Origin of the sequence: Streptomyces sp. NRRL F-5755 (genome assembly GCF_001279365.1) — a bacterium.
GTDB lineage: Bacteria > Actinomycetota > Actinomycetes > Streptomycetales > Streptomycetaceae > Streptomyces > Streptomyces rimosus.
Map to the genome: position 1 here is coordinate 1 of NZ_LGCW01000031.1, position 25,801 is coordinate 25,801.

The window sequence follows — 25,801 nt, forward strand, 5'->3', positions numbered from 1 at the left end:
CTCCCGAAACCCCCGGCCCCACCTCCATAAACCCCGACCCCGACCCCACCCCCGCCTCCGTCTCCACCGCCCTCCCGGATGCGCCCGATCCGCCGGCCGCGCCGCCGGCCGGTGGGCCGCGTCGGGAGCGGCGCGGGCCGGCCAGCCGTGATCAACGCGGGGGTCAGGGCGCGCGTGAGGGACGCGGCGGCCGGGTCCGGCGTGGCTGGCGTGACCGCTGTGACGCCCGGGACAGCGTCCGCCGGTCGAGCCTGCCCGGCAATCCGCGGGCCGCCGCCGCGGCCCGCCAGTTCGTCCGCGCCGTACTGGCCGACTGGCTCGTCCGGTCGCTGCCCGGCGCCGACACCATCGGCGACCGCCTCGCCGACGAAGCGGTCCTGCTGGTCAGCGAGCTGGTCACGAACGTCGTCGTGCACGCCGGGACCACCGTCGAGCTGCTGTGCCGCCTGGAGAGCGAGCCGACGCCGGACGGCGGGCGCGCCGTGGTCGTCGTGGAGGTGTCCGACCACCACCCGGCCCGTGCCGTACGGGCGCGCCAGGCGTCCACCGTCGACGAGACCAGGGGCCACGGCCTGCAACTGGTCGGCGCGGTCGCCGACTCCTGGGGCATCACGTACCGGCGCGACCTGAAGACCGTGTGGTTCCGGCTCCTGGCCGGGGCGCACGGCCGCGCGTACGGCCCGCCGGCCCGCTTCTCCCACGACGACCCGGACCTCCAGCGCGACCTGCGGGCCGCCGAACTGCTGGCCCCCGCGCCCGTCCGCCGGTCCCCGGCGCGGCGCTCCGACGCCGACTGGATCAACCACGGCGCCCTGTCCTTCCTTGCCGAGGCGTCCGACCTGCTGTCCGGGCAGCTCGACGAGGAGCAGGTGGCGCTGCTGGCCGCGCAACTGGTCGTACCGCGGCTCGCCGACTGGTGCGCGGTGTGGCTGTACGACGGCGGCAGCCGGGACAGTTCGGGCGCGCCGCCGCGGCTCGCCCGCGTCTGGCACTCCAGCGAGGGCCGCATCGACGCGCTCCGTATGGCCCTGGAGAAGGAACCGCTGGTGCTGCCCGTACCCGGTCCGCAGCGCGACGGTGCCGGGGCCGCGGTGCCCTGGCCCTGGCCGCAGGAGCCGAGCGGGTACGGGCCGGGCGGCGCCGCGCTGGCCTGCCGGCTGCTGGCCGGCGGCCGCGACCAGGGCGCGCTGCTGATCGGCCGCGCCGGGCTGATGCGCTTCCCCGACGAGGTCGTGGGCCTGATAGAAGATCTGACCCGCCGGGTGGCCCGCGCCGTCGCCACCGCCCGCGCGTACCGCAACCAGGAGCGGATCAGCCAGGTGCTGCAGCGCCGCCTGCTGCCGCGGGGCCGGCCCACCGTCCCGGGCCTGGAGTCCTCCGTCGTGTACGAACCGCGCGAGGGCGCCTGGGCCGGCGGCGACTTCTGGGACCTGTTCGACGCCGGGGACGGGCGCTGGTGCTTCGCCCTCGGCGACGTGTGCGGCAGCGGCCCGGAGGCCGCCGCGGTCACCGGCCTCGCCCGGCCCGTCCTGCGGCTGCTGGCCCGCGACGGGTACGGCGTCGGCGAGGTGCTGGACCGGCTCAACAAGACGATGGCCCGTGAGGCCGCGGACTCGGTGGCTGCCGTCGCCGCGGCGGTCGCGGCGGCGGGCCCCGGCCCGGACGCCGCCGTCGAACTGCGCGCCGAGGCCGAGCAGACGCGTTTCCTCTCCCTCCTGTACGGCGAGATCGTGCCGCACGCCGACGGCACGGCGGGCGCCCGCTGCACCCTCGCCAGCGCCGGGCACCCGCTGCCGCTGGTCCTCGGCACGGGCGGCGGCGTACGGGTCGCCGCGGCGCCGCAGATGCTGCTCGGGGTGGTGGAGGACACATCGTACGAATCCGAGTCCTTCGACCTGGCGCCCGGCGAGACGCTGCTGTGCGTCACGGACGGCGTGACCGAGCGGCGCTGCGGCCACCGGCTGTTCGACGACGATGACGGCCTGGCCGGCCACCTCACCGCCTGTACGGGCCTGGGCGCCACCGCCGTCGCCGAGCACATCCGGCGGGCGGTCCACGAATTCGCCACCACCCCGCCGGACGACGATCTTGCGCTGCTGGTGCTCCAGGCGACGGAGCGGCGGTAGGGGAGGAAGCGGCGGGAGGTACGGCAGCGACGGGAGGGACGTAGCGGCAGCAGCGGCCCGCCGGGGCGCGGCCACCGGGCCCGCCCCGGCCTCCTGGCAGCTCCCGCCAGGCTCCCCGCCGTATGCCGGACAATGGAAGGCATGCCTTCCGCACTCCCCGATGGTGAGCCCATGCCCGAGGACGGGGCGCTGCCCGGTCACGCCCTGGCCGGCGCGAGCACCCGGCCGCTCGGGTTCTACCTGCACGTGCCGTACTGCGCGACGCGCTGCGGCTACTGCGACTTCAACACGTACACGGCCACCGAGCTGCGCGGCTCGGGCGGCGCGCTCGCCTCGCGGGAGAACTACGCGGACACGGTCGCCGAGGAGATCCGGCTCGCCCGCAAGGTGCTGGGCGACGACCCGCGGCCGGTCGAGACGGTCTTCGTCGGCGGCGGCACGCCGACCCTGCTTCCGGCCGCCGACCTGGGCCGGATGCTCGCCGCGATCCGCGACGAGTTCGGCCTGGCGGACGGCGCGGAGATCACCACCGAGGCCAACCCGGAGTCCGTCGACCCGCGCTACCTGGCCGAACTGCGGGAAGCCGGTTTCAACCGGGTCTCCTTCGGCATGCAGAGCGCCCGGCAGCACGTCCTGAAGATCCTCGACCGTACGCACACGCCCGGCCGCCCGGAAGCGTGCGTCGCCGAGGCGCGCGCGGCGGGCTTCGAGCACGTCAACCTCGACCTGATCTACGGGACGCCCGGCGAGTCGGACGACGACTGGCGGGCCACGCTCGACGCCGCGCTCGGCGCGGCGCCCGACCACGTCTCCGCGTACGCGCTGATCGTCGAGGAGGGCACCCAGCTGGCCCGCCGCATCCGGCGCGGCGAGGTCCCGATGACCGACGACGACGTGCACGCCGACCGCTACCTGATCACGGAGGAGGCCCTGTCCGGCGCGGGCTTCCACTGGTACGAGGTCTCCAACTGGGCCACCTCCGAGGCGGCCCGCTGCCGCCACAACGAGCTGTACTGGACCGGCGCCGACTGGTGGGGCGCGGGCCCCGGCGCGCACAGCCACGTCGGCGGCGTCCGCTGGTGGAACGTGAAGCACCCCGGCGCCTACGCCCAGGCCCTCGGCGAGGGCCGGTCCCCCGGCGCGGGCCGCGAACTCCTCTCGGCCGAGGACCGCCGCGTCGAACGCATCCTCCTGGAACTGCGCCTCGCGGCCGGCTGCCCCCTGGACATCCTCGCCCCGGCCGGCGCGAAGGCCGCCGCCCGCGCCCTGACCGATGGCCTCCTGGAGCCCGGCCCGTACGAGGCGGGGCGGGCCGTACTGACCCTGCGGGGGCGGCTGCTGGCGGATGCGGTGGTGCGGGATCTGGTGGACTGATCACTCACTCGGGTGAACCGCGCATTGGCCGCGCCGTTCCGCCTACCCTGGTCCATAGTCTGACGCCGTACACGCGGCGACAGAAAACGGAGGCCATGGAGATGACCGCTGTGGATGAACGCCGGATGCCAGAGCTCTTCGAGAACCTTGATGTTCCCGACGGCCTCAAGGTCGAGCTCCTCCGGGGGGAAATTGTCATGATGGCGAGCCCAGGTCTGGTGCATAACTGCATCGTGACGAGCGTGATGGACCAGATCCCGCGGCAGGATTGGCTGCGCCTTCAGATGCAGGATGTCGACATCCTCAGCGAGAACAGTGAGCCGGTCCCCGATCTCACGGTGCTGGAGCAAGCTGCCCGACCGGCGTCCGGGCGGCTTGTCCCGTCCGAGGTTGTCACGCTGCTCGTCGAGGTCGTCTCCAAGACCAGCGTCGAGCGTGACTACGCCATCAAGCGCTTCGTCTATGCGGCAGGGAAAGTTCCCGCCTACCTGATCATCGACCCCATCATGGCCCAGTGCGTCCTCCTCACCGACCCCATCGGCACCGGCGAGAAAGCCGACTACACCGCCCAACGCATCACCAAGTTCGGCGACCCCGTACCCCTGGACCTGCTCGGCATAAAGCTGGACACCACCGAGTTCCAGACGTTCACCGACGTCAGGCCCCACTCCCACCCGTAACAAAGTCGATCAGCTCCTCCACCCGCCCCAGCAGCGCCGGTTCCAGGTCCTTGTAGGAGTGGACCGAGCCGAGGATGCGCTGCCACGCGGCGCCCGTGTTCTCCGGCCAGCGCAGGGCCCGGCACACGCCTGTCTTCCAGTCCTGGCCACGGGGGACGGCCGGCCAGGCGGGAATGCCGACCGAGGACGGTTTCACGGCTTCCCAGACGTCGATGTACGGGTGGCCGACGACCAGGACGTGCTGGTCGGTGACCGAGGCGGCGATGCGGGATTCCTTCGAGCCGGGGACGAGGTGGTCGACCAGGACGCCGAGGCGGGCGTCGGGGCCGGGGGAGAAGGAGTGGACGATGGCGGGGAGGTCGTCGATGCCTTCCAGGTATTCGACGACGACGCCCTCGATGCGCAGGTCGTCGCCCCAGACGCGTTCGACCAGTTCGGCGTCGTGGCGTCCCTCCACGTAGATGCGCCCGGCGCGGGCGACCCGTGCGCGGGCGCCGGGGACGGCCAGCGAACCCGACGCCGTACGGGCGGGGCCGCGCGCGGCGGGCCGGGCCGACGGCCGTACGAGGGTGACGGGCTTGCCGTCCAGCAGGAAGCCGCGCGGCGTCATCGGGAAGACCCGGTGCTTGCCGAAGCGGTCTTCGAGGGTGACCGTGGGGCCCTCGGCGGTCTTCTCGCAGCGGATCACCGCGCCGCAGAACCCGGTCACGGCCTCCTCGACCACCAGGTCCGGCTCCGCCGCGACCTCGGGGGCCGGCTGCTGCTTCTTCCACGGCGGGGTCAGGTCCGGGCCGTACTGTCTGCTGCGCATCCGACAGACGATAAGAAGGGATGGCCGGTCAGCGTCGCGACACGCCGAAGCGACGGCTGAGCGCGTCACGTTGCTCACGGACGAATCGGGCATCCACGACAGCACCGTGCCCGGGTACGTACACCGCGTCCTCCCCGCCGAGCGCCAGCAGCCGGTCCAGCGCGGCGGGCCACTGCCCGGGAACCGCGTCCGGCCCGGCCTGGGGTTCGCCGGACTCCTCGACCAGGTCGCCGCAGAAGACGACCTCGGGCGAGCCGTGCGTGCCGGGGACGAGGACCACCAGGTCGTGGGCGGTGTGCCCGGGGCCGACGTTGGCGAGCAGCACCTGCCGGCCGCCGAGGTCGAGGGTGCGTTCGCCGGAGACGAGGTGGTGCGGGCGGACGAGGAGGTCGGCGGCCTCGGCGGCGGCGTCGGGGTCCACGCCGTACGACACCGCGTCGCGCCGCAGCTCTTCCTGGGCGCGCGGCAGATACGTGTCGAGGCCCGCCGCACCGAAGACCTGGACGCCCGCGAAGGCCGCGGCGCCCAGCACGTGATCGAAGTGCGGGTGGGTCAGCGCGACGTGCGTCACGTCACGGCCCGCGATGCCGCGCAGTTCGCGGCGCAGCCGGGCGCCGTCCCGGAGCGTCGCGCCGGTGTCGACGATCAGCACGCCGGTGGCGCCGACGACGGCGCCGACCGTCTCGTCCCAGCCGGGCATCCGGCGCCGCCCGACTCCCGCGCCGAGCTCTTCCCACCCGGCTTCTTCCCACGTCGTACGCATACCGGGACGCTAGCCGCCGGGGGCGGACCTCCGCCCGCCGGACCGTCGGACCCGCGCCTTCCGGGCCGCGATACGGTGGCCCGCCGGACCGGTGGTTCCCGGCCTCCCGTACGTACGCGGGGTCCGCCTCCCGTACGCCGCGATGCGCCGCCGCGGCCGTGCCGAGCACGCCCCCGGTACCGCGGCCCTTGCCCTGCCCACGTGACCCGGCCGTACACTTGGTCCGGGTCTGGCACTCGGACCTGATGAGTGCCAGGGAAGACGACCCGGGAAGAAACCGGCCCCGCGCCGGTGACACGGCCGGACTGGAGGTGTGCGCGATGCTCAGTGAACGCAGACTCGAAGTGCTGCGCGCCATCGTCCAGGACTATGTCGGGACCGAGGAGCCGGTCGGCTCCAAGGCGCTGACCCAGCGGCACAAGCTCGGTGTCTCACCCGCCACGGTCCGCAACGACATGGCGGCGCTGGAGGACGAGGGCTTCATCGCCCAGCCGCACACCAGCGCCGGACGCATCCCCACGGACAAGGGCTACCGCCTCTTCGTCGACAAGCTGGCGGGCGTCAAGCCGCTTTCCAGCCCCGAGCGGCGCGCCATCCAGAACTTCCTGGACGGCGCCGTCGACCTCGACGACGTGGTGGGGCGCACGGTACGGCTGCTGGCGCAGCTCACGCGGCAGGTCGCCGTCGTGCAGTACCCCTCCCTGACCCGGTCCACGGTGCGCCATGTGGAGCTGCTGTCGATGGCCCCGGCGCGGCTGATGCTGGTCCTGATCACGGACACCGGCCGGGTCGAGCAGCGCATGGTGGACTGTCCGGCGCCGTTCGGCGAGACCTCCTTGGCGGACCTGCGGGCGCGGCTGAACAGCCGCGTGGTGGGCCGGCGGTTCACGGACGTGCCGCAGCTCGTGCAGGATCTCCCGGAGTCCTTCGAGCAGGAGGACCGGGGGACGGTCTCGACAGTTCTGTCGGTGTTGCTGGAGACTTTGGTGGAGGAGACCGAAGAGCGGCTGATGATCGGCGGCACCGCCAATCTCACGCGCTTCGGGCACGATTTCCCACTGACCATCCGGCCGGTGCTGGAGGCTCTGGAGGAGCAGGTGGTGCTCCTCAAACTGCTCGGGGAGGCCAAGGACTCCGGCATGACCGTACGCATCGGGCATGAGAATGCCCATGAGGGCCTGACGTCCACATCGGTCGTCGCGGTCGGCTACGGTTCGGGCGACGAGGCAGTCGCCAAACTCGGCGTGGTCGGACCGACCCGCATGGACTACCCCGGAACGATGGGAGCGGTACGCGCAGTGGCACGTTACGTCGGACAGATCCTCGCGGAGTCGTAAGTGGCCACGGACTATTACGCGGTCCTCGGCGTACGGCGCGACGCCTCGCAGGACGAGATCAAGAAGGCTTTCCGGCGGCTGGCGCGCGAGCTGCACCCGGATGTGAACCCCGACCCGAAGACCCAGGAGCGGTTCAAGGAGATCAACGCCGCTTACGAGGTGCTCTCGGACCCGCAGAAGAAGCAGGTCTACGACCTCGGCGGCGACCCCCTCTCGCAGGCGGGTGGCGGCGGCGGGGCCGGCGGCTTCGGCGCGGGCTTCGGCAACTTCTCCGACATCATGGACGCGTTCTTCGGCACCGCCTCGCAGCGCGGACCGCGGTCCCGCACGCGGCGCGGCCAGGACGCGATGATCCGGCTGGACGTCGAGCTGGACGAGGCGGCCTTCGGCACCACCAAGGACATCCAGGTGGACACCGCCGTCGTCTGCACGACCTGTTCGGGCGAGGGCGCCGCGCCCGGCACCTCGGCGCAGACCTGTGACATGTGCCGCGGCCGCGGCGAGGTCTCCCAGGTCACCCGGTCCTTCCTGGGCCAGGTCATGACCTCCCGGCCGTGCCCGCAGTGCCAGGGCTTCGGTACGGTCGTGCCGACCCCGTGCCCCGAGTGCGCCGGCGACGGCCGCATCCGCTCGCGCCGTACCCTCACGGTCAAGATTCCGGCCGGTGTGGACAACGGCACGCGCATCCAGCTCGCGGGCGAGGGCGAGGTCGGCCCCGGCGGCGGCCCGGCCGGCGACCTGTACGTCGAGATCCACGAGCTGTCGCACCCGACGTTCCAGCGGCGCGGCGACGACCTGCACTGCACGGTCACGATCCCGATGACGGCGGCGGCGCTCGGCACGAAGTGCCCGCTGGAGACGCTGGACGGCGTGGAGGAGATCGACATCCGGCCCGGCACCCAGTCCGGCCAGTCGATCCCGCTGCACGGCCGCGGCGTCACCCACCTGCGCGGCAACGGCCGCGGTGACCTCATCGTGCACGTCGAGGTCATCACGCCGAACAAGCTCGACGCGGAGCAGGAGGAACTGCTGCGCCGCCTCGCCAAGCTCCGCAACGAGGAACGCCCGCAGGGACAGTTCCAGCCGGGGCAGCAAGGGTTGTTCTCGCGGTTGAAGGATGCGTTCAACGGGCGGTAGGTCCGTACGGACGGCTGGACGGAACGAAGCGACGGCGGTCGGGCTCCATGCCCGGCCGCCGTTCTCCGTCCGCGCCCGAAGTGCCCCGATCGCCAGGCGTGTTTGATCTTGGTGTGGACGGACCCGGTTCGGGGCCGGGCGTGTGGCGTGACACGATGTGCGCATGCCCACAGCGCTGACCGATCTCTGCCGTTATCCGATCGCGCAGGCCCCGATGGCGGGCGGGGTGGCCCGCCCGGAGCTGGCCGCCGCCGTCTGCGGAGCAGGCGGGCTCGGCTTCCTGGCCGCCGGGTACAAGACCGCGGACGGCATGTACCAGGAGATCAAACAGCTGCGCGGGCTGACCGACCGGCCCTTCGGCGTGAACCTCTTCATGCCGCAGCCCTCGCTCGCCGAGAACGCGGCCGTCGAGGTCTACCGCGAGCAGCTCGCGGGCGAGTCGGCCTGGTACGAGACCCCGCTGGACGAGATCGACCCGTACGGCGGCGTCGACGACGGGTACGAGGCCAAGCTCGCCATCCTGCGCGAGGACCCGGTGCCGGTCGTCTCGTTCCACTTCGGCTGTCCCTCGCGCGCGGTGCTCGACGCCTTCGCCAAGGTCGGTACGTACACGATCGTGACCGCCACCACCGCGGCCGAGGCGCAGGCCGCGCAGTGGTCCGGCGCCGACGCGGTCTGTGTGCAGGGCATCGAGGCGGGCGGCCACCAGGGCACCCACCGGGACGACCCGCAGGCCGACGGCACCGGCTCCGGGATCGGGCTGCTGTCGCTGATCGCGCAGGTGCGCGAGGCCGTGCAGATACCGATCATCGCGGCGGGCGGCCTGATGCGCGGCTCGCAGATCGCCGCGGCGCTGGCGGCGGGCGCGGCGATGGCGCAGCTCGGTACGGCCTTCCTGGTCACCCCGGAGTCGGGCGCGCACGCGCTGCACAAGCAGGCGATGACCAACCCCCTGTTCACCCGTACGGAGTTGACCCGGGCCTTCTCCGGGCGCCCGGCCCGCGGCCTGGTGAACCGCTTCCTGCGCGAGCACGGCCCGTACGCCCCGGCCGCCTACCCGGCCGTACACCACCTGACCTCGGGGCTGCGCAAGGCCGCCGCGAAGACGGGCGACGCGCAGGGCATGGCGCTGTGGGCGGGGCAGGGGCACCGGCTGGCGCGGCAGCTGCCGGCCGGGCAGCTGGTCGAAGTGCTGATGGCGGAACTGGACGCGGCGCGCGCCGGGCTGGGCCTCGGCGCCGGACAGGGCTCCGGTCCGGCGGCACACCCGGACCAGCAGGCCGGTCCGGGTGTCACGGGTGAACTGGGAGGTGCGCTGTGACGGCGCCGGTTTTTCTTGTCGACAGTGTCCCGGGCCCGGGGGAGACCGTGCTGGACGGGCCCGAGGGCCGGCACGCGGTCTCCGTGCGCCGGCTGCGCGCGGGCGAGCCCGTGGTGCTGACGGACGGGCGCGGCAGCGGCGCGGTGGGCGTGGTGCGGGCCGCCGAGGGCAAGGACCGGCTGGTCGTGGAGGTGACCGGTGAGCAGGCCGAGCCGGAGCCGGTGCCGCTGATCACCGTCGTACAGGCGCTGCCCAAGGGGGACCGCGGCGAGCTGGCCGTGGAGACCATGACGGAGACCGGCGTGGATGCCGTCGTCCCGTGGGCCGCGTCCCGGTGCATCACCCAGTGGAAGGGCGAGCGGGCCGCGAAGTCCCTGGCCAAGTGGCGCAACACGGCGCGCGAGGCGGGCAAGCAGGCGCGCCGGCTGCGCTTTCCCGAGGTCACCGACCTGATGTCGACCAAGCAGGTCGCGGCGCTGCTCGCGGAGGCGGATTTCGCCGCCGTCCTGCACGAGGACCGGGACGCGGGCAGCGCCCCGCTGGCGTCCGCCGAACTGCCGTCGTCCGGCCGGATCGTGCTCGTCGTCGGCCCCGAAGGCGGCGTGTCGCCGGAGGAGTTGGCGGCGTTCGAGGAGGCGGGGGCCAAGGCGTACCGGCTCGGGTGGAGCGTGCTGCGGACGTCCACGGCGGGTACGGCGGCCACGGCGCTGCTGCTGGGCCGTACGGGGCGCTGGAGCTGACGTAGCGTCAGGAGACGGGCGGCGGCGTGCCCGTAATAGCTGAAGGGCGGGGCCGCGGCATGCGTGATGCCGCGGCCCCGCCCCCGTGGTGTCGCCTGCCGGATCAGACCAGCTCGGCGTTGAGGGTGATGTTCTTGACGCCGGCCAGCGCCTGGCTCACCGGGCAGTTCTTCTTGGCGTCCTCGGCCGCGGCCCGGAAGTCCTCCTCGGACAGACCCGGCACGCTGGCCTTGACCGTCAGCACGATGCCGGTGATGCCCTCGCCCGGCTGGAACGTCACATCGGCCTTGGTGTCCAGGGCCGCGACGGTGTAGCCCTTGCCGGCCAGGCCGTGCGAGAAGGCCATCGAGTAGCAGGACGAGTGGGCCGCCGCGATCAGCTCCTCGGGGCTGGTGACGCCGTTCGGCTGCTCGGCGCGGGCCGGCCAGTTCACGTCGAAGGTGCCGACGTTGGAGGACGACAGGGCGACGCTGCCCTTGCCCTCCATGAGGTTGCCTTCCCAGTGGGTCTGCGCGGTGCGGGTGGTTGCCATGGTGGATGACTCCTGGTCGTGGGCGGTTGGCGGTCTGTGTGGATCAGCTTAGTGATTCCGGCCCGGCGTACGGCGGGACCCGGACAGGCGGAACGCGGCGGTCCGTACGGGGAGGGACCGGACGGTACGCGGTCCGTACGGGCGGCGGCGCACACTGGCCGAGCCGGGACTGTTGGTCCGGGGGCGGTGGTGGGACGCTGCCGGACATGGGGTCCATGGGGCGCTTACGAGACGTACCGCACGTACGGCCGCGGCTCGCGCGGACCGGCAGGTCCCGGGCCGGATCGGCCCGGCGCGGCAGGCTGCTCGCGGTGGTGGGCGCCGCGGGCGCGGCGGTCGTCGCGGTGTCCGCGTGCGAGCCGGCCGGCGGGCTGAACACCTCGTCGATCGCCTACACCACCGACCAGGCGGGGACCGCGGCGCTCAAGCGCATCGGCGTGAACGTCAGCTGGCTGAGCTGTACGGCGACCGTTCCGCGCGACCAGCAGAGCACCGCCAACGCCACGGCCACGGCGAGCCGCCACACCGTCGTCACCGTCGACTGCCAGGGCCAGACCGCCCACCACAGCAAGATCACCATCACCGGCCGGGTCACCTCCGAGGTCGACGGCCGCTGCGTACGCGGCCGGCTGACCGCGCGGGTCGCGGGGCAGGTCGTCTTCCAGGTGGGCGTGCTCGGCAACTGCGACGCGGACGAGCCGACCGGCACCCCGCGGCCGACCGTCACCCACACCGTCCAGCCGCCCAGCAGCGGCCACACGTCGCACGAGCCGCCGTACACCCCGCCCGTCACGGTCACGGTCACGGCGCAGCCGTCGAACCCGGAACCCGACCCGGACCCGTCGCCCAGCGACACCTGTTCGGACGACTCGCACGACCACGACGGCCAGGGCAACCAGAACGGCAACGGCCACGACAACGGCAACCACGACGACCAGGGCAACCAGAACGACGACGGCAACCACGACGGCCAGAACGGCAACGGCCACGACGGAAAGGACGGCCAGAAGCCGACCTGGGCCGCCGACCACTGACCACCCGTCCGGCGCGCCGCCCCGGGCTCCTCCCGCCACCGGCCCGGCCGCCGCACCACCTCCCGCGGGCGGCCCGGTAACATCCGGACCCTAAGACGTGATGGCAACCCGGGAGGAGCCCACCGGTGGCGGGAGAACCGCAGGCCGACTGCCTGTTCTGCAAGATCGTGGCCGGCGAGGTGCCCGCGACGATCGTGCGGGAGACCGAGACGACCGTCGCCTTCCGGGACATCAGCCCGCAGGCGCCGACGCACGTGCTGGTCATCCCCAAGGTGCACTACGCCAACGCCGGTGAGCTGGCCGCCGCCGAGCCGCGCATCGCCGGCGAGGTGCTGAGCGAGGCCGCCGCCGTGGCCGCCGACGAGAAGGTCGACGGGACGGGCTACCGCATCATCTTCAACACCGGCCCCGGCGCGGGCCAGACGGTCTTCCACGCCCACGCGCACGTCCTGGGCGGCCGCGACCTCCAGCGCCTGGTCTGACGGAGCGGGAGCCCGAGCGCCTTGTCCGTACGCGAATTCGTCGTCCTCGGCACCGCCAGCCAGGTGCCCACCCGGCACCGCAACCACAACGGCTATCTGCTGCGCTGGGACGGCGAAGGCATCCTCTTCGACCCCGGCGAGGGCACCCAGCGGCAGATGCTGCGTGCCGGGGTCGCCGCGCACGACATCAACCGGCTCTGCGTCACCCACTTCCACGGCGACCACTCGCTCGGGCTCGCCGGGGTCATCCAGCGCATCAATCTGGACCGGGTGCCGCACCCGGTCACCGCGCACTTCCCGGCGAGCGGCCGGCGCTTCTTCGACCGGCTGCGGTACGCCACCGCCTACCGGGAGACGGTGCGGCTGGCCGAGGAGCCGGTGGCGGCCGACGGGATACTGGCCGGCACCCCCTCGTACACCCTGGAGGCGCGCAAGCTGTCCCACCCGGTCGAGGCGTACGGCTACCGACTGGTCGAGCCGGACGGGCGCCGGATGCTGCCGGAGAAGCTCGCCGCGCACGGCATCGCCGGACCGGACGTCGGCCGGCTCCAGCGGGAGGGCGCGCTGAACGGCGTCACCCTCGACGAGGTCAGCGAGATCCGGCGCGGCCAGCGCTTCGCCTTCGTCATGGACACCCGGCTGTGCGACGGGGTGCACGCGCTCGCCGAGGGCTCGGACCTGCTCGTCATCGAGTCCACGTTCCTGGACGAGGACGTACGGCTGGCCACGGAGCACGGCCACCTGACGGCGGGCCAGGCGGCGCGCGTCGCCGCCGACGCGGGCGTGCGCCACCTGGTCCTCACGCACTTCTCGCAGCGCTACTCGGACCCGTCGGAGTTCGAGCGCCAGGCGCGGGCCGCGGGCTTCGAAGGGGAGCTGACCATCGCCCGCGACCTGATGCGCGTCCCGGTCCCCAAGCGCACCTGAGGGCGGGACGCGTTCGCCGTCCGGCGGATCAGGGCAGGAAGTACATCGGGTTCGGCAGCTTGAACGTCTTGTCGCCGTAGCCGCCGTTCAGGTCGCTGTACTGGTCGCCGAAGTTGGCGACGATGTCGTAGCCCTGCGCCTCGATGTGCTTGCGGGTGCCCGACTTGAACTGGACCGTGGTGCAGTTGGCGCCGCACGGCAGGTAGGCCGGCGGGTTCTTCTTGTCCTTCAGGTAGACGTGGGTGCGATCCAGCGGCACCTTGTAGCCGACGTTCTTCAGGTTGCGCACGCTCCATTCGCGCTGCGCCTCCTTGCGGCCGGTGACGAAGAAGACCTCGTACCCCTTGCCGCGCGCCCAGTTGACGAGCCGGTCCATGCCGAAGACGGGCGCCATGTCGGTGCTCGCCAGGTACGCGTCCTGGGCCGCCTCGGTGTGGTGGAAGCCGACCTGGAGCTCGTAGTTGTACGTCAGCAGCGTCGTGTCGTCCATGTCCAGGACGATGGCGGGCTTGCCGTGGTGCTTCTTCCCGGCGGCCTTGGCCAGGTACGTGCGGGCCGAGTCGGTGATGCCGCGCACCTGCTTGGCGTAGTTGCTGCGGGGCGAGGCGTAGTGCTGCCCGTCCGCGGTCACCGTGTCGCCGTAGTACGCCTTGATCTTGTCCTGTACCTGGGTGAGGTTCGGGACCTCCCTGTCCGTACGCGGTATGGAGTGTTCGGCGGTGGCCTGGCCGACGCCGAACGCCGCGGTACCGGCGACGACCGCCGTGACGGCCGCGGCGCCGAAGCGGACACGACGGCGGGAGAGGAGGGGGTGGCGCATGTGCTGCTCCTAGGTGAACGGTGGGGGCCACCTAGGTTTAACAGAGCCTTTACGCGGTCATCTACGCGCGAAGATTCAACGGTTGGCAAAGGCTGTCCGGTTCGCGGTGGTCGCCGGGCCCGCCGGCGCCGTTGACGCTGCCCATCCGCCTCCTTACGCTCCGTCCCCATGGATGGACACCGTCTACGTACGGAAACGCAGCCCACGCCTCCTCCCCAGCCGGCCGGCGCCCCGCCGGCCACCGCCATCACCGCCGTCCACCTCACCCCGATCCTCGTCGCCGACCCGCCCCTGCTCAACGTCCAGGGCGTCCACCAGCCCCACACCCCCCGCCTGATCATCGAAGTGACCACGGCGGGCGGTGCGACCGGCCTCGGCGAGACCTACGGCGACACCGCGTACCTCGATCTCGCCCGGCCCCTGGCCGACGCGCTGATCGGCCGTCAGGTCACGGAGCTGAACACGCTGCCGCTGCTCGCGGCCGAGGTCTGCGGCGACTCCCCGGCGGCCACCGGCGCCGACGATGTCACCGCGGGCGGTCTGCGCGGCGTGCGCACCGCCGACAAGCTGCGCCTGTCCGTCCTCTCCGGCTTCGAGGTGGCCTGCCTGGACGCGTGGGGCCGGCACGCCGGGCTGCCCGTGCACGCCCTGCTCGGCGGCAAGGTCCGCGACCACGTCGAGTACAGCGCGTACCTCTTCTACCGCTGGGCCGCCCACCCCGGCGGCCGTGGCGAGCCCGACGACTGGGGCGCGGCCCTCGACCCGCCCGGCATCGTCACCCAGGCCCGCCGCTTCCGCGACACCTACGGCTTCCGCTCCTTCAAGCTCAAGGGCGGCGTCTTCGAGCCCGCACAGGAGATCGCCGCGATCCGGGCCCTGGCCGCCGCCTTCCCCGGCCACCCCCTGCGCCTCGACCCGAACGGCGCCTGGAGCGTCCCCACGTCCCTCCACGTCGCCCGCGAACTCGGCGATGTCCTCGAATACTTGGAGGACCCCACCAGCACCACCGCCCACATGGCCGAGGTCGCGTCCCGTACGGACCTCCCGCTGGCCACGAACATGTGCGTCACCACCTTCCCCGAGATCCGCGAAGCCTTCACCCGCGACGCCGTCCAGGTCGTCCTCGCCGACCACCACTACTGGGGCGGCCTGCGCAACACCCGTGAACTGGCCGCCGTCTGCCGCGCCTTCGGCGTCGCCCTGTCCATGCACTCCAACACCCACCTCGGCATCAGCCTCGCCGCCATGACCCACGTCGCCGCGACCGTGCCCGGCCTCGCGTACGCCTGCGACACCCACTACCCCTGGCAGACGGAGGACGTGCTCACCGAACGCCTCACCTTCCGGGACGGCCGCCTCCCGGTGCCCGACACGCCCGGCCTCGGCGTCACCCTCGACCGCGACCGCCTCGCGGCCCTCCACGCACGCTGGCTCGCCGACGACGGCACCCTGCGCGACCGCGACGACGCGGCGGCGATGCGGGCGGCCGATCCGGGGTGGGTGGTGCCCCCGGTGCCACGGTGGTGAACGGTGCCGAGCCGTGCGTCCCGGCCGCTGACGGGCCGGCGCTCCCGGCACCCGGGGCGCGTACCGTATTCATCCCGTACGTGATCTTTGGAGGGAGCTGTACCGATGGCACAGGAAGTGCGTGGCGTCATCGCGCCGGGGAAGAACGAGCCGGTGCGGCTGGAGACGATCCTGGTGCCGGACCCCGGGCCGGGCGAAGCCGTGGTGAAGGTGCAGGCGTGCGGGGTCTGCCACACCGACCTCCACTACAAGCAGGGCGGGATCAACGACGACTTCCCGTTCCTGCTGGGGCATGAGGCGGCCGGCATCGTGGAGGCCGTGGGCGCGGGCGTCACCGACGTGGAGCCCGGCGACTTCGTGATCCTCAACTGGCGCGCGGTGTGCGGCAAGTGCCGGGCCTGCAAACGCGGCCGCCCGCAGTACTGCTTCGACACCCACAACGCCCGCCAGAAGATGACGCTCAAGGACGGCACGGAGCTGACGCCCGCGCTCGGCATCGGTGCCTTCGCGGACAAGACGCTGGTCGCGGCCGGGCAGTGCACCAAGGTCGACCCGGAGATGTCCCCGGCGGTGGCCGGACTGCTCGGCTGCGGCGTGATGGCCGGCATCGGCGCGGCCATCAACACCGGCGCGGTGGGCCGCGGCGACTCCGTCGCGGTGATCGGCTGCGGCGGCGTGGGCGACGCGGCGATCGTCGGCGCGCGGCTGGCCGGCGCGTCCCGGATCATCGCCGTGGACGTGGCGGACCGCAAGCTCTCCATGGCCAAGACGATGGGCGCCACCCACACCGTCAACTCCCGCGCCGCCGACCCGGTCGAGGCGATCCGCGAGCTGACCGACGGCTTCGGCGCCGATGTGGTGATCGACGCGGTGGGGCGCCCCGAGACGTACCGGCAGGCGTTCTACGCCCGCGACCTGGCCGGCACGGTCGTGCTGGTCGGCGTGCCGACGCCGGAGATGAAGCTGGAGCTGCCGCTGCTGGACGTGTTCGGCCGCGGCGGCGCGCTGAAGTCGTCCTGGTACGGCGACTGCCTGCCGTCCCGCGACTTCCCGATGCTGGTCGACCTGCACCAGCAGGGCCGTATCGACCTGGCCGGCTTCGTGACCGAGACGATCGGCATCGAGGACGTGGAGCAGGCGTTCGAGCGGATGCACCACGGTGACGTGCTGCGTTCGGTGGTGACGCTCTGATGGCGGCCCGCATCGACCACCTCGTCACCTCCGGCACGTTCTCGCTCGACGGCGGTACGTGGGACGTGGACAACAACGTGTGGATCGTCGGGGACGACATCGAGGCGGTCGTCATCGACGCCGCGCACGACGCCGACGCGATCCACGCGGCCCTGGACGGCCGGACGCTGCGCGCGATCATCTGCACCCACGCCCACAACGACCACATCGACGCCGCCCCCGCGCTCGCCAACCGCACCGGCGCGATGATCCACCTGCACCCGGACGACCTGCCGCTGTGGAAGCAGACCCACCCGGACCGGGCGCCCGACGAGTCGCTGGCCGACGGCCAGGTGCTGACCATCGGGGGCGTCGACCTGACCGTGCTGCACACCCCCGGCCACGCCCCGGGCGCGGTCTGCCTGTACGCGCCGGAGCTGGGCGAGCACGGCACGGTCTTCACCGGCGACACCCTCTTCCAGGGCGGCCCCGGCGCCACCGGCCGCTCCTTCTCCGACTTCCCGACCATCGTCGACTCGATCCGGGAGCGGCTGCTGACGCTGCCCCCGCGGACCGAGGTCCGTACCGGACACGGCGACGGCACGACGATCGGCGCGGAGGCACCGCACCTGGACGAGTGGATCAAGCGCGGGCACTGAGGACTTTCAGATGCCGGTGGTGGCCGCCCGCTCCAGAATGCGGGCGGCCACGGCCGGTGAGTCCACCAGCGGATGCAGCGCCATCGCGCGCAGCGCCGCGTCCCGGTCCTTGAACTCCGCCGCCTCGACGGTCGCCAGCTCCACGGCCTTGAGCTGGAGCATCAGCCCCAGCTGGTCCTCGCGCAGGGGGGTGCACGGCAGCGGCCGGGCGCCCCGCGCGTCCACCTCGCACACCGTCTCGATGATCGCCTCGGGCGCGAGCTGCGGCACGGTCGTGCCGTTGCGTACGTTCAGGATCAGGCGCGCGTGCCGGTCGCCCGCGATGGCGCGCATGACCGCCAGCGCCACCTGGTCGTAACCGCCGCCCTCCAGATCACAGGTGTCGCGCTGCCAGCCGCCGGTCGCCTCCCGGCTGTGCGCCATGTACGTCTCCTCGCGCTCCAGCCGGGTCCGCTCCCACAGTGCGTACGCCTCCTCGGGAGAGGCGCCGGACGCCGCCTCGAAGAAGCCGCCCTGCTGCTGGTCCAGGAACTCCCCGCGCGTCTCCTCGGTGTTCACCAGAGAGGAGAGCGTCTCGCGGCGGAAGTAGTAGTAGTGCAGGTATTCGTTGGGGATCGAGCCCAGCGCCCGCAGCCACTCCGCGCCGAAGAGCTTGCCCTCCTCGAAGGAGGTGAGCGCGTCGGGATCGGCCAGCAGGCCGCCCAGCAGATCCGTACCGTCCTCGCCGGTCAGGGAACGCAGCCAGCCCAGGTGGTTGAGGCCGACGTAGTCGTACGTCACCCGGTCCGGATCGGCGCCCGCGGCCCGCGCCGCCCGCCGCACCAGCCCCACCGGCGAGTCACAGATCCCGATCACCCGCTCGCCCAGCACCTGGGACATCGCCTCGGTCACCGTCCCGGCCGGATTGGTGAAGTTCACGACCCAGGCGTCCGGCGCCAGCGCCGCCACCCGCTCGGCGATCCGCAGCGCCACGGGCACCGTGCGCAGCCCGTACAGCACACCGCCCGCGCCCACCGTCTCCTGCCCCAGCACCCCCGCGTCCAGCGGAATCCGCTCGTCCGCGATCCGGCCCGCAGTGCCGCCGACCCGGATCGCGGAGAACACGAAGTCGGTGCCGCGCAGCGCGTCGTCCAGCGAATCGGCGATCCGTACGCGGACGGGAGACGGCCTCCCCGGCCCGCTCCGCCGCTCCGCCTGCCGGGCCAGCACGGAGGCGATCACGGCCACCCGCCGCGCGTCGGTGTCGTACAGCGTGACCTCGGAGACGGCCTGCGCGGGATCGTCCAGGAGCGCGCGGTGCACGAGCGGTACCCGGAAACCCCCGCCGCCCAAAATCGTGAGCCTCATGGGCCGGAACGTACCGTAAGCATCGGGCACACTGACGGCACGCGCACACAAGAGAGGGGCAGGCACGGTGAGCGCACACGATGTCCAGCGGACCCCCGGAAACGGAACGGGCGGCCACGTCCCGCCGGGCCCCGCGCCCGCGCTCGACCCGCTCGCCCCCGTACGCGCCGACGGCGACCCGGCCACCGACGTCTACCTCACCGGCACGGTCTTCCTGGACATCATCTTCACCGGCCTGGACTCGGCCCCCGTACGCGGCACGGAGTCCTGGGCCCGCGGCATGGGCTCCAGCCCCGGCGGCGTCGCCAACATGGCCACCGCGCTCGCCCGCCTGGGCCTGCGCACCTCGCTCGCCGCGGCCTTCGGCGACGACATGTACGGCGAGTACTGCTGGGAGGCGCTGGAGCGCGGCGAGCACGTCGACCTGTCGATGTCCCGCACCGTCGCCGGCTGGCACTCGCCGGTCACCGTCTCCATGGCGTACGAGGGCGAGCGCACGATGGTCTCGCACGGCCACGAGGCGCCCAGCGGACCCGCCCGCACCGCCTTCGACGGCAAGCACGCACCGGGCTGCCCGCCGCCGTCCCGGGCCTGTGTCGCCTCGCTGACCCCCGGCAGCCCCGAGGGCTGGCTCGGCTGCGCCGCCCGCCGCGGCAGCCGGATCTTCGCCGACGTCGGCTGGGACGACACCGGCCGCTGGGACCCGGCCGACCTCGCCGAACTGGAGCACTGCGAGGCATTCCTGCCCAACGCGGAGGAGGCGATGCGCTACACCCGCCTGGACTGCCCGCGCGCCGCCGCCCGCAAGCTGGCCGACCTGGTGCCGGTCGCCGTGGTCACCCTGGGCGCCGAGGGCGCGTACGCGGTCGACGGGCGCACCGGCGAGACCGCCGAGGTGCCCGCCATCGCGGTCGAGGCGATGGACCCCACCGGCGCCGGCGACGTGTTCGTGGCGGGCTTCGTCACCGGCTCGCTGGCCGGCTGGCCGCTGGCCGACCGCCTCGCCTTCGCCGGACTCACCGCCGCCCTCTCCGTACAGGAATTCGGCGGCTCGCTGTCCGCGCCGGGCTGGGTGGAGATCGCGGCATGGTGGCAGCGGGTGACCGCCGCGGGGGCGTACGGACGGACACCGGACGGCGGCCCGGCGCGCGCCTGCGACGTGCAGGACGCCGCCGCGCTCCGCCGCCGCTACGCCTTCCTGGACGCGCTGCTGCCCACCGCCGCCCGCAGCTGGCCGCTCGCCCGCGCGCTCCCGACCATCGGATTCCGCCGCCCCGCGTGAGCGGTCCGTCACGCGGGGAACATGGGAACAGGGGAACGCCGGAAAAGGCTTCGGGCTTGTCAGTGCACCGTCGTACCCTTGGTATCCCAAGGAGCCGAGCCGCGGGGCAGCAGTCCGCGGCGCAACGAATGGGGGATGAGCAGGCCACAGAGCCGGCCCATGACTCAGACACCTACACGACCGCAGGCGCACGCCCAGTTCACCGTCCCCGCCAAGCATCCGATGGTGACGGTCCTGGGGTCCGGAGACGCCCTGCTGCGGGTCATCGAGAACGCCTTCCCGGCCACCGACATCCACGTACGGGGCAACGAGATCCGGGCAACCGGCGACCCCGCGGAAGTGGCCCTCATCCAGCGCCTCTTCGACGAGATGATGCTCGTCCTGCGCACCGGCCAGCCGATGACGGAGGACGCGGTGGAGCGCTCCATCGCCATGCTGCGCTCAGCGGCGGACGGCGAGGGCGCGTCGAGCGAGACCCCCGCCGAGGTGCTCACCCAGAACATCCTGTCCAACCGCGGCCGCACCATCCGCCCGAAGACCCTCAACCAGAAGCGCTACGTCGACGCCATCGACCAGCACACGGTCGTCTTCGGCATCGGCCCCGCCGGCACCGGCAAGACCTACCTCGCCATGGCCAAGGCGGTACAGGCCCTCCAGTCCAAGCAGGTCAACCGCATCATCCTGACCCGCCCCGCCGTAGAGGCCGGCGAACGCCTCGGCTTCCTCCCCGGCACCCTCTACGAAAAGATCGACCCGTACCTCCGCCCGCTGTACGACGCCCTCCACGACATGCTCGACCCGGACTCGATTCCGCGGCTGATGGCGGCGGGGACCATTGAGGTGGCGCCGCTTGCATACATGCGTGGTCGTACGTTGAATGACGCCTTCATCATCCTCGACGAGGCCCAGAACACGAACCCCGAGCAGATGAAGATGTTCCTCACCCGGCTCGGCTTCGATTCGAAGATCGTGATCACGGGTGACATCACGCAGATCGACCTGCCGGGCGGCACGAAGAGCGGGCTCAAGCAGGTGCAGGAGATTCTGGAGGGGCTGGACGACGTGCATTTCTCGCGTCTCACCAGCCAGGATGTCGTCCGGCACAAGCTGGTCGGCCGTATTGTCGACGCGTACGAGAAGTACGACAGCCAAAACGGCCGGCGAACCTGAGAAACGAGAAGCAGCACTTCATGTCGATCGACGTCAACAACGAGTCCGGTACGGACATCGACGAGCAGGCGATCCTGGACGTCGCCCGTTACGCCGTGGCCCGGATGCGTATCCACCCGCTCTCCGAGCTGTCGGTCATCGTCGTGGACGCCGACGCCATGGAACAGCTCCACCTCCAGTGGATGGACCTCCCCGGTCCGACCGATGTCATGTCCTTCCCGATGGACGAGCTGCGTCCGCCGGCCAAGGACGACGAGGAGCCCCCGCAGGGGCTCCTCGGTGACATTGTGCTGTGCCCGGAGGTCGCCAAGAAGCAGGGCGAGGAGGCGCCGACCCGGCACAGCATGGACGAGGAGCTCCAGCTGCTGACCGTGCACGGCGTGCTGCATCTGCTCGGGTACGACCACGAGGAGCCCTCGGAGAAGGCCGAGATGTTCGGCCTCCAGGCGGCGATCATCGACGGCTGGCGCGCCGAGCGCGGGCTGACCGGGCCCTCGCCGGCCCCGACCGTCACCTGACGGCGGGTGCTCCGGTGACCACCCAGCTGATCGCGGTCGCGGTCCTCCTCGTCGTCGTCGCCTGGCTCGCGGCCTGCGCCGAGGCGGGCCTCGCCCGTACGACCAGCTTCCGGGCCGAGGAGGCCGTACGGTCGGGGCGGCGCGGCAGCGCCAAGCTGGCCGCCGTCGCCGCCGACCCCGTCCGCTATCTGAACGTGGCGCTGCTGGTGCGCGTCGGCTGCGAGATGGCGGCCGGCGTGCTGGTGACGTACGCCTGTCTGCGCTCCTTCGAGGAGACCTGGCAGGCGCTGACCGTGGCCATCGCGGTGATGGTGCTGGTCTCGTACGTCGCGGTCGGCGTCTCGCCCCGTACGATCGGCCGCCAGCACCCGCTGAACACCGCCACCGCCGCGGCGTACGTCCTGCTGCCGCTGGCCCGGATCATGGGCCCGATCCCGCGGCTGCTGATCCTCCTCGGCAACGCGCTCACCCCCGGCAAGGGCTTCCGCCAGGGCCCCTTCGCCTCCGAGGCCGAGCTGCGCTCGCTGGTGGACCTCGCGGAGAAGGAGTCGCTGATCGAGGACGAGGAGCGCCGGATGGTGCACTCCGTCTTCCAGCTCGGCGACACCCTCGTACGCGAGGTGATGGTGCCGCGTACGGACCTGATCTCGGTCGAGCGCTTCAAGACCATCCGCCAGGCGCTGACCCTCGCGCTGCGCTCCGGTTTCTCCCGTATCCCGGTGACCGGCGAGAACGAGGACGACGTGGTCGGCATCGTGTACGTCAAGGACCTGGCCCGCAAGGTGCACATCAGCCGGGACGCCGAGACGGAGCTGGTCTCCACGGCGATGCGCCCCGCGGTCTTCGTACCCGACACCAAGAACGCCGGTGACCTGCTGCGCGAGATGCAGCAGGACCGCAACCACGTCGCGGTCGTCATCGACGAGTACGGCGGCACGGCCGGCATCGTGACGATCGAGGACATCCTGGAGGAGATCGTCGGCGAGATCACCGACGAGTACGACCGGGAGCTGCCGCCCGTCGAGGACCTCGGCGACGGCCGCTACCGGGTCACCGCCCGGCTGGACATCGGCGACCTCGGCGAGCTGTACGGCTTCGCCGAGCTGGACGACGAGGACGTGGAGACGGTCGGCGGCCTGCTCGCCAAGCACCTGGGCCGCGTCCCGATCGCGGGTGCCACCGCCGAGATCGACCTCAGCGACAACCCGTCCGCGCTGTCGCCGAAGGCGCTGCGGCTGACCGCCGAGGCCCCGGCCGGCCGCCGGAACAAGATTGTCACGGTGCTCTGCGAGCCGGTCAGGGGCGAGGGGGAAGCGGAGTCCGGTCAGGACTGATGGTGGTGACGGGGCCGCGGCTGGCCGGGCTGACTGTTTGGTGAAGTGGCCGCGGCGAGGTGGCCGTGGCCGGTCAGGTCCGGGAGGCGGCGAGGCCGCGGGTGATCAGGGCTTGCGCTGGCGCCGGAGCGGCAGCCGGTCCGGAGCGACCGCCACGAGCAGTCCGGCGAGCGCCGTGGTGGCCCCGGTGACCACCACGGCGGGCCAGCCGCCGCCGGACCACGCCACCGTCCCCGCCAGCGATCCGACGGCGATGCCGAGGAAGCGCAGGGTGAAGTAGAGGGTGTTGAGGCGGCTGTGCAGCGCGGGGTCGAGCCCGAACAGCGACGTCTGCGACGCGGCCTGACTGCCCCAGACCCCGACGTCCAGGACGATCACCCCGGCCGGCAGCCAGGCCAGGGCGCCGCCGCCCGGCAGCAGGAGCAGCCAGCCCACGATCACCAGGCCGATCAGCGCCGCGAGCGCCCCGCGCCGCCCGAACCGGTCGGCCAGCCGTCCCGCGTACGGCGAGGCCAGCGCGCTCGCCGCGGCCACCAGCCCGAACAGGCCGATCTCGGTGGACCCGTACCCGTACTGCCGCTCCAGCAGGAACGTCAGCGTCGTCCAGAACGCGCCGAACGCGATCCCCACCAGCGCCCCGGAGACGGTGATCCGCCGGACCGGCGGATGGCCGGCGAACAGCCGCGGCAGGGAGGCGAGCGTGGTCCGGTACGGGGCGGAGGCCGCCGCCGGGACGCGGGGCAGGACCCGGCGCAGGACGAGCACGGTCAGCAGCGTCAGCACGCAGGAGCAGCCGAAGACCGCGCGCCAGCCGACCTGCTCCGCCAGCGCACCCGAGTACGCACGCGAGGCCAGCACTCCGACCAGCAGACCGGCCTGTACGGTGCCGACCACCCGGCCCCGGCTCGCCGCGCCGCCGCCCGCGGCCAGCGCGACGGCGAGCGGGGCGACCAGCTGCGGTACGGGCGAGAGCAGACCGACCGCGAAGCCGGCCACCACCAGCCAGGCGACGGTGGGCGCGAGGGCACAGGCGGCAAGCGCGACGGCGGAGGCCGTGCCGAGGCCGAGGATCAGCCGCCGTCGGTCGTGGCTGTCGCCCGCCGGGACCAGCAGCAGGATGCCCGCCGCGTAGCCGAGCTGGGTGGCGGTGGGAACCGCGCCGAGGACGCCCGGGGCCACCCCGAACGAAGCGGCGGCTGCGCCCAGCAGCGGCTGGTTCAGATAGACGTTGGCGGCCGTGACAGCACTGGTCGCGGCGAGCAGCAGCGCCATCGGGCGGGTCAGGCCGGGGCGGTGCGGTTGGCCGGTGCGCGGAGGAGCGGAAGCAGGTTCGATCACATGAGACGACGCTAGGACGGGCGCGTGGTGGCAGGCTTGTGTTGTAGCGCCAAGATGTGTCGAGAACGTGCCAGGTGCGGGGGAGGACAGAGCTCAGGCAGGTGAAGGGCAGCCCAGCCCGGTGGAGCCCAGCGCACGGAGCGGGGCTGGGTACGGGAGACGAGCGGAGGCGAAGGTCGTGTACGGCAAGAGCGAGCACCGCGACGACTACCAGAACGTGCCCCGACCGGTCGCCGCGATGGCCCGCGACCTGCCCGACGGCCACCACATCCCCGACCACCATCACCCCCGCGCCCAGCTGATCTACGGCACGACCGGCGCGATCACCGTCGCCACCGGGCACGGCGTATGGGCGGTCCCCGCCACCCGCGGCGTATGGGTGCCCGCCGGCCTCACCCACGCGATGACCTGCGCGGGCGCGGTCGCCATGCGCACGCTCTACATCACGCCGCAATCGGCCTGGCACCTGCCGGCCGACCCCACCGTCGTCTCGGTCTCCCCGCTGCTGCGCGAGCTGATCGACGAGGCCACCCGCATCCCGGTCGAGTACGACCAGCGGGGCCGCGACGGCCGGGTGATGGAACTGCTGCTCCTCGAACTCGCGCCACGGCCCGTACCGGCGCTGCACCTGCCCGCACCGGCCGACCCCCGGCTCGCGGACCTCTGCGCGGCAATCCGCCGCAGCCCCGGCGAGCGCTGGACCACCGCGTCCGCCGCGGCCCATGCCCACCTCAGCCCGCGCAGCCTGCACCGCAGGTTCGGTGCCGCGACCGGGATGAGCCTGGCCCGCTGGGTCCAGCAGGCCAGACTCGTACACGCCGTCACCCTGCTCGCGCGGGGCACACCGGTCACCTCCGTCGCGACCGGCCTCGGTTACGCCACCCCCAGCGCCTTCACCGCCATGTTCCGGAGGGCGCTGGGGACCACGCCGTCGGCCTACTTCGAGAGCACGTAGGCGTACGGGAGCGGTGGCGGCCCGGCCGGTGTGCTTCCGGGCCGGGGGATCGTGTAGTGTCCTCCGAGTTGCCACGAAGCCGTAACGGTTCCGCGGCGGCCACTCGCGCCGTACAGCGGCGATCACTACTGCACGACTCCCGAACGGGACCGATTTCGGCATGCCGGAATTCCGTTCCACCGGCTCGATTATGAGTCACCGGGAAAAGCCGCTAAAGTAGTGATCACGCCGGAAGGCGCGAACAACCCCCCTCCGACGGGGAATCGGTTCCATATTCGAACCGGTAGCTTCTTTCACCGGAAGCCCGGAACGGAAAACGGATCTGATAGAGTCGGAAACGCAAGACCGAAGGGAAGCGCCCGGAGGGCCCGGTGAAACGGGACCGAAGGAAGCGTCCGTTCCTTGAGAACTCAACAG

Annotated in this window: 24 protein-coding genes; 18 read left to right on the top strand and 6 right to left on the bottom strand. The window is 72.5% G+C overall.

The features are described 5' to 3' along the window. The first annotated feature begins 251 nt into the window (after positions 1-251). The 3 genes from ADK86_RS05830 to ADK86_RS05840 all read left to right on the top strand — a co-directional run bounded on the left by ADK86_RS05830 (position 252) and on the right by ADK86_RS05840 (position 4,180). Positions 252-2,126, top strand: a complete 1,875-nt coding sequence (locus ADK86_RS05830) for an ATP-binding SpoIIE family protein phosphatase (RefSeq protein ID WP_053695635.1) — start codon at positions 252-254, stop codon at positions 2,124-2,126. 141 nt (positions 2,127-2,267) lie between these two features. Beyond that, the gene (hemW, locus tag ADK86_RS05835; RefSeq protein WP_053695621.1) at positions 2,268-3,500 is read left to right on the top strand and encodes a radical SAM family heme chaperone HemW; all 1,233 of its coding nucleotides are present in this window, start codon (positions 2,268-2,270) and stop codon (positions 3,498-3,500) included. A gap of 101 nt (positions 3,501-3,601) precedes the next feature. Further along, positions 3,602-4,180: a Uma2 family endonuclease gene (locus ADK86_RS05840; protein ID WP_053695636.1), complete on the top strand. Its 579-nt coding sequence runs from the start codon at positions 3,602-3,604 to the stop codon at positions 4,178-4,180. Here the strand turns inward: ADK86_RS05840 and ADK86_RS05845 are convergent. Together ADK86_RS05845 and ADK86_RS05850 are read right to left on the bottom strand one after the other, a co-directional pair. Continuing rightward, positions 4,158-4,991 (bottom strand): DUF3097 domain-containing protein, encoded by an 834-nt coding sequence (locus ADK86_RS05845; RefSeq protein WP_053695622.1) that lies wholly within the window; start codon positions 4,989-4,991, stop codon positions 4,158-4,160. The two genes, ADK86_RS05840 and ADK86_RS05845, sit on opposite strands and share 23 nt — an antisense overlap. 28 nt (positions 4,992-5,019) lie before the next feature. Further along, positions 5,020-5,754, bottom strand: coding sequence for an MBL fold metallo-hydrolase (locus tag ADK86_RS05850; protein ID WP_053695623.1), 735 nt, complete (start codon positions 5,752-5,754; stop codon positions 5,020-5,022). Positions 5,755-6,074: 320 nt separating this feature from the next. Here ADK86_RS05850 and hrcA point away from each other — a divergent pair, with 320 nt between their 5' ends. The 4 genes from hrcA to ADK86_RS05870 all read left to right on the top strand — a co-directional run bounded on the left by hrcA (position 6,075) and on the right by ADK86_RS05870 (position 10,289). Beyond that, complete coding sequence (gene hrcA / locus ADK86_RS05855; RefSeq protein ID WP_003984321.1) at positions 6,075-7,091, top strand: heat-inducible transcriptional repressor HrcA; 1,017 nt, start codon at positions 6,075-6,077, stop codon at positions 7,089-7,091. Next, on the top strand, positions 7,092-8,228 hold the full coding sequence (gene dnaJ, locus ADK86_RS05860; protein WP_030602062.1) for a molecular chaperone DnaJ: 1,137 nt from the start codon (positions 7,092-7,094) through the stop codon (positions 8,226-8,228). A 163-nt stretch (positions 8,229-8,391) separates the two neighbouring features. Further along, entirely contained in the window at positions 8,392-9,549 is a 1,158-nt protein-coding gene (locus tag ADK86_RS05865; RefSeq protein ID WP_053695624.1) for a nitronate monooxygenase, read from the top strand. After that, positions 9,546-10,289, top strand: coding sequence for a 16S rRNA (uracil(1498)-N(3))-methyltransferase (locus ADK86_RS05870; RefSeq protein ID WP_053695625.1), 744 nt, complete (start codon positions 9,546-9,548; stop codon positions 10,287-10,289). Before ADK86_RS05865 ends, ADK86_RS05870 begins: the two co-directional genes overlap by 4 nt. A 103-nt stretch (positions 10,290-10,392) precedes the next feature. Here the strand turns inward: ADK86_RS05870 and ADK86_RS05875 are convergent, their stop codons facing one another. Then, positions 10,393-10,821, bottom strand: a complete 429-nt coding sequence (locus ADK86_RS05875; RefSeq protein WP_030602069.1) for an OsmC family protein — start codon at positions 10,819-10,821, stop codon at positions 10,393-10,395. A 215-nt stretch (positions 10,822-11,036) separates the two neighbouring features. Here ADK86_RS05875 and ADK86_RS43685 point away from each other — a divergent pair, with 215 nt between their 5' ends. The 3 genes from ADK86_RS43685 (at position 11,037) to ADK86_RS05890 (ending at position 13,264) form a co-directional block, all read left to right on the top strand. Next, positions 11,037-11,855, top strand: a complete 819-nt coding sequence (locus ADK86_RS43685) for a hypothetical protein (protein ID WP_199834363.1) — start codon at positions 11,037-11,039, stop codon at positions 11,853-11,855. Between the two features lie 125 nt (positions 11,856-11,980). Next, the gene (locus ADK86_RS05885) at positions 11,981-12,337 is read left to right on the top strand and encodes a histidine triad nucleotide-binding protein (RefSeq protein ID WP_003984328.1); all 357 of its coding nucleotides are present in this window, start codon (positions 11,981-11,983) and stop codon (positions 12,335-12,337) included. Positions 12,338-12,358: 21 nt separating this feature from the next. Beyond that, the gene (locus ADK86_RS05890; RefSeq protein WP_053695626.1) at positions 12,359-13,264 is read left to right on the top strand and encodes a ribonuclease Z; all 906 of its coding nucleotides are present in this window, start codon (positions 12,359-12,361) and stop codon (positions 13,262-13,264) included. A 28-nt stretch (positions 13,265-13,292) separates the two neighbouring features. On the opposite strand, the gene ADK86_RS05895 is transcribed toward ADK86_RS05890, so the two are convergent. Next, positions 13,293-14,084, bottom strand: coding sequence for an HAD family acid phosphatase (locus tag ADK86_RS05895; protein WP_053695627.1), 792 nt, complete (start codon positions 14,082-14,084; stop codon positions 13,293-13,295). A gap of 168 nt (positions 14,085-14,252) precedes the next feature. On the opposite strand from ADK86_RS05895, the gene ADK86_RS05900 reads away from it, so the two are divergent. The 3 genes from ADK86_RS05900 to ADK86_RS05910 all read left to right on the top strand — a co-directional run bounded on the left by ADK86_RS05900 (position 14,253) and on the right by ADK86_RS05910 (position 17,440). After that, positions 14,253-15,611 (top strand): enolase C-terminal domain-like protein, encoded by a 1,359-nt coding sequence (locus tag ADK86_RS05900; RefSeq protein WP_234345728.1) that lies wholly within the window; start codon positions 14,253-14,255, stop codon positions 15,609-15,611. Positions 15,612-15,716: 105 nt separating this feature from the next. After that, positions 15,717-16,802, top strand: coding sequence for an S-(hydroxymethyl)mycothiol dehydrogenase (locus ADK86_RS05905; protein ID WP_053695628.1), 1,086 nt, complete (start codon positions 15,717-15,719; stop codon positions 16,800-16,802). Next, positions 16,802-17,440 (top strand): MBL fold metallo-hydrolase, encoded by a 639-nt coding sequence (locus ADK86_RS05910; protein ID WP_053695629.1) that lies wholly within the window; start codon positions 16,802-16,804, stop codon positions 17,438-17,440. Before ADK86_RS05905 ends, ADK86_RS05910 begins: the two co-directional genes overlap by 1 nt. A gap of 6 nt (positions 17,441-17,446) precedes the next feature. On the opposite strand, the gene ADK86_RS05915 is transcribed toward ADK86_RS05910, so the two are convergent. Further along, positions 17,447-18,787 carry a 6-phospho-beta-glucosidase gene (locus ADK86_RS05915; RefSeq protein ID WP_053695630.1) on the bottom strand — a complete coding sequence of 447 codons (1,341 nt, stop codon included), beginning with the start codon at positions 18,785-18,787 and terminating at the stop codon, positions 17,447-17,449. Between the two features lie 67 nt (positions 18,788-18,854). Here ADK86_RS05915 and ADK86_RS05920 point away from each other — a divergent pair, with 67 nt between their 5' ends. From ADK86_RS05920 to ADK86_RS05935, 4 genes are all read left to right on the top strand, one after another. Next, positions 18,855-20,069, top strand: a complete 1,215-nt coding sequence (locus tag ADK86_RS05920; protein ID WP_030376350.1) for a carbohydrate kinase family protein — start codon at positions 18,855-18,857, stop codon at positions 20,067-20,069. Between the two features lie 159 nt (positions 20,070-20,228). After that, positions 20,229-21,239: a PhoH family protein gene (locus tag ADK86_RS05925; protein ID WP_053695631.1), complete on the top strand. Its 1,011-nt coding sequence runs from the start codon at positions 20,229-20,231 to the stop codon at positions 21,237-21,239. Positions 21,240-21,259: 20 nt separating this feature from the next. Further along, the gene (gene ybeY, locus ADK86_RS05930; RefSeq protein WP_003984339.1) at positions 21,260-21,757 is read left to right on the top strand and encodes an rRNA maturation RNase YbeY; all 498 of its coding nucleotides are present in this window, start codon (positions 21,260-21,262) and stop codon (positions 21,755-21,757) included. Positions 21,758-21,771: 14 nt separating this feature from the next. Next, complete coding sequence (locus tag ADK86_RS05935; protein WP_053695632.1) at positions 21,772-23,091, top strand: hemolysin family protein; 1,320 nt, start codon at positions 21,772-21,774, stop codon at positions 23,089-23,091. A 105-nt stretch (positions 23,092-23,196) separates the two neighbouring features. Here the strand turns inward: ADK86_RS05935 and ADK86_RS05940 are convergent, their stop codons facing one another. Further along, a complete protein-coding gene (locus ADK86_RS05940) occupies positions 23,197-24,429 on the bottom strand; it encodes an MFS transporter (RefSeq protein WP_234345729.1) in 1,233 nt (410 codons plus the stop codon). A gap of 178 nt (positions 24,430-24,607) precedes the next feature. On the opposite strand from ADK86_RS05940, the gene ADK86_RS05945 reads away from it, so the two are divergent. Continuing rightward, complete coding sequence (locus tag ADK86_RS05945; RefSeq protein WP_053695634.1) at positions 24,608-25,384, top strand: AraC family transcriptional regulator; 777 nt, start codon at positions 24,608-24,610, stop codon at positions 25,382-25,384. The last annotated feature ends 417 nt before the right edge of the window (positions 25,385-25,801 follow it).

What these genes read in the sequence shown, in the direction of transcription:
- ADK86_RS05850 (WP_053695623.1), bottom strand. Translation starts at nt 5,754, where the DNA reads ATGCGTACGACGTGGGAAGAAGCCGGGTGGGAAGAGCTCGGCGCGGGA.
- ADK86_RS05845 (WP_053695622.1), bottom strand. Translation starts at nt 4,991, where the DNA reads ATGCGCAGCAGACAGTACGGCCCGGACCTGACCCCGCCGTGGAAGAAG.
- ADK86_RS05905 (WP_053695628.1), top strand. Translation starts at nt 15,717, where the DNA reads ATGGCACAGGAAGTGCGTGGCGTCATCGCGCCGGGGAAGAACGAGCCG.
- ADK86_RS05875 (WP_030602069.1), bottom strand. Translation starts at nt 10,821, where the DNA reads ATGGCAACCACCCGCACCGCGCAGACCCACTGGGAAGGCAACCTCATG.
- ADK86_RS05900 (WP_234345728.1), top strand. Translation starts at nt 14,253, where the DNA reads ATGGATGGACACCGTCTACGTACGGAAACGCAGCCCACGCCTCCTCCC.
- ADK86_RS05910 (WP_053695629.1), top strand. Translation starts at nt 16,802, where the DNA reads ATGGCGGCCCGCATCGACCACCTCGTCACCTCCGGCACGTTCTCGCTC.
- hemW (WP_053695621.1), top strand. Translation starts at nt 2,268, where the DNA reads ATGCCTTCCGCACTCCCCGATGGTGAGCCCATGCCCGAGGACGGGGCG.
- ADK86_RS43685 (WP_199834363.1), top strand. Translation starts at nt 11,037, where the DNA reads ATGGGGCGCTTACGAGACGTACCGCACGTACGGCCGCGGCTCGCGCGG.
- ADK86_RS05840 (WP_053695636.1), top strand. Translation starts at nt 3,602, where the DNA reads ATGACCGCTGTGGATGAACGCCGGATGCCAGAGCTCTTCGAGAACCTT.
- ADK86_RS05915 (WP_053695630.1), bottom strand. Translation starts at nt 18,787, where the DNA reads ATGAGGCTCACGATTTTGGGCGGCGGGGGTTTCCGGGTACCGCTCGTG.
- ybeY (WP_003984339.1), top strand. Translation starts at nt 21,260, where the DNA reads ATGTCGATCGACGTCAACAACGAGTCCGGTACGGACATCGACGAGCAG.
- ADK86_RS05865 (WP_053695624.1), top strand. Translation starts at nt 8,392, where the DNA reads ATGCCCACAGCGCTGACCGATCTCTGCCGTTATCCGATCGCGCAGGCC.
- ADK86_RS05925 (WP_053695631.1), top strand. Translation starts at nt 20,229, where the DNA reads ATGACTCAGACACCTACACGACCGCAGGCGCACGCCCAGTTCACCGTC.
- ADK86_RS05895 (WP_053695627.1), bottom strand. Translation starts at nt 14,084, where the DNA reads ATGCGCCACCCCCTCCTCTCCCGCCGTCGTGTCCGCTTCGGCGCCGCG.
- hrcA (WP_003984321.1), top strand. Translation starts at nt 6,075, where the DNA reads ATGCTCAGTGAACGCAGACTCGAAGTGCTGCGCGCCATCGTCCAGGAC.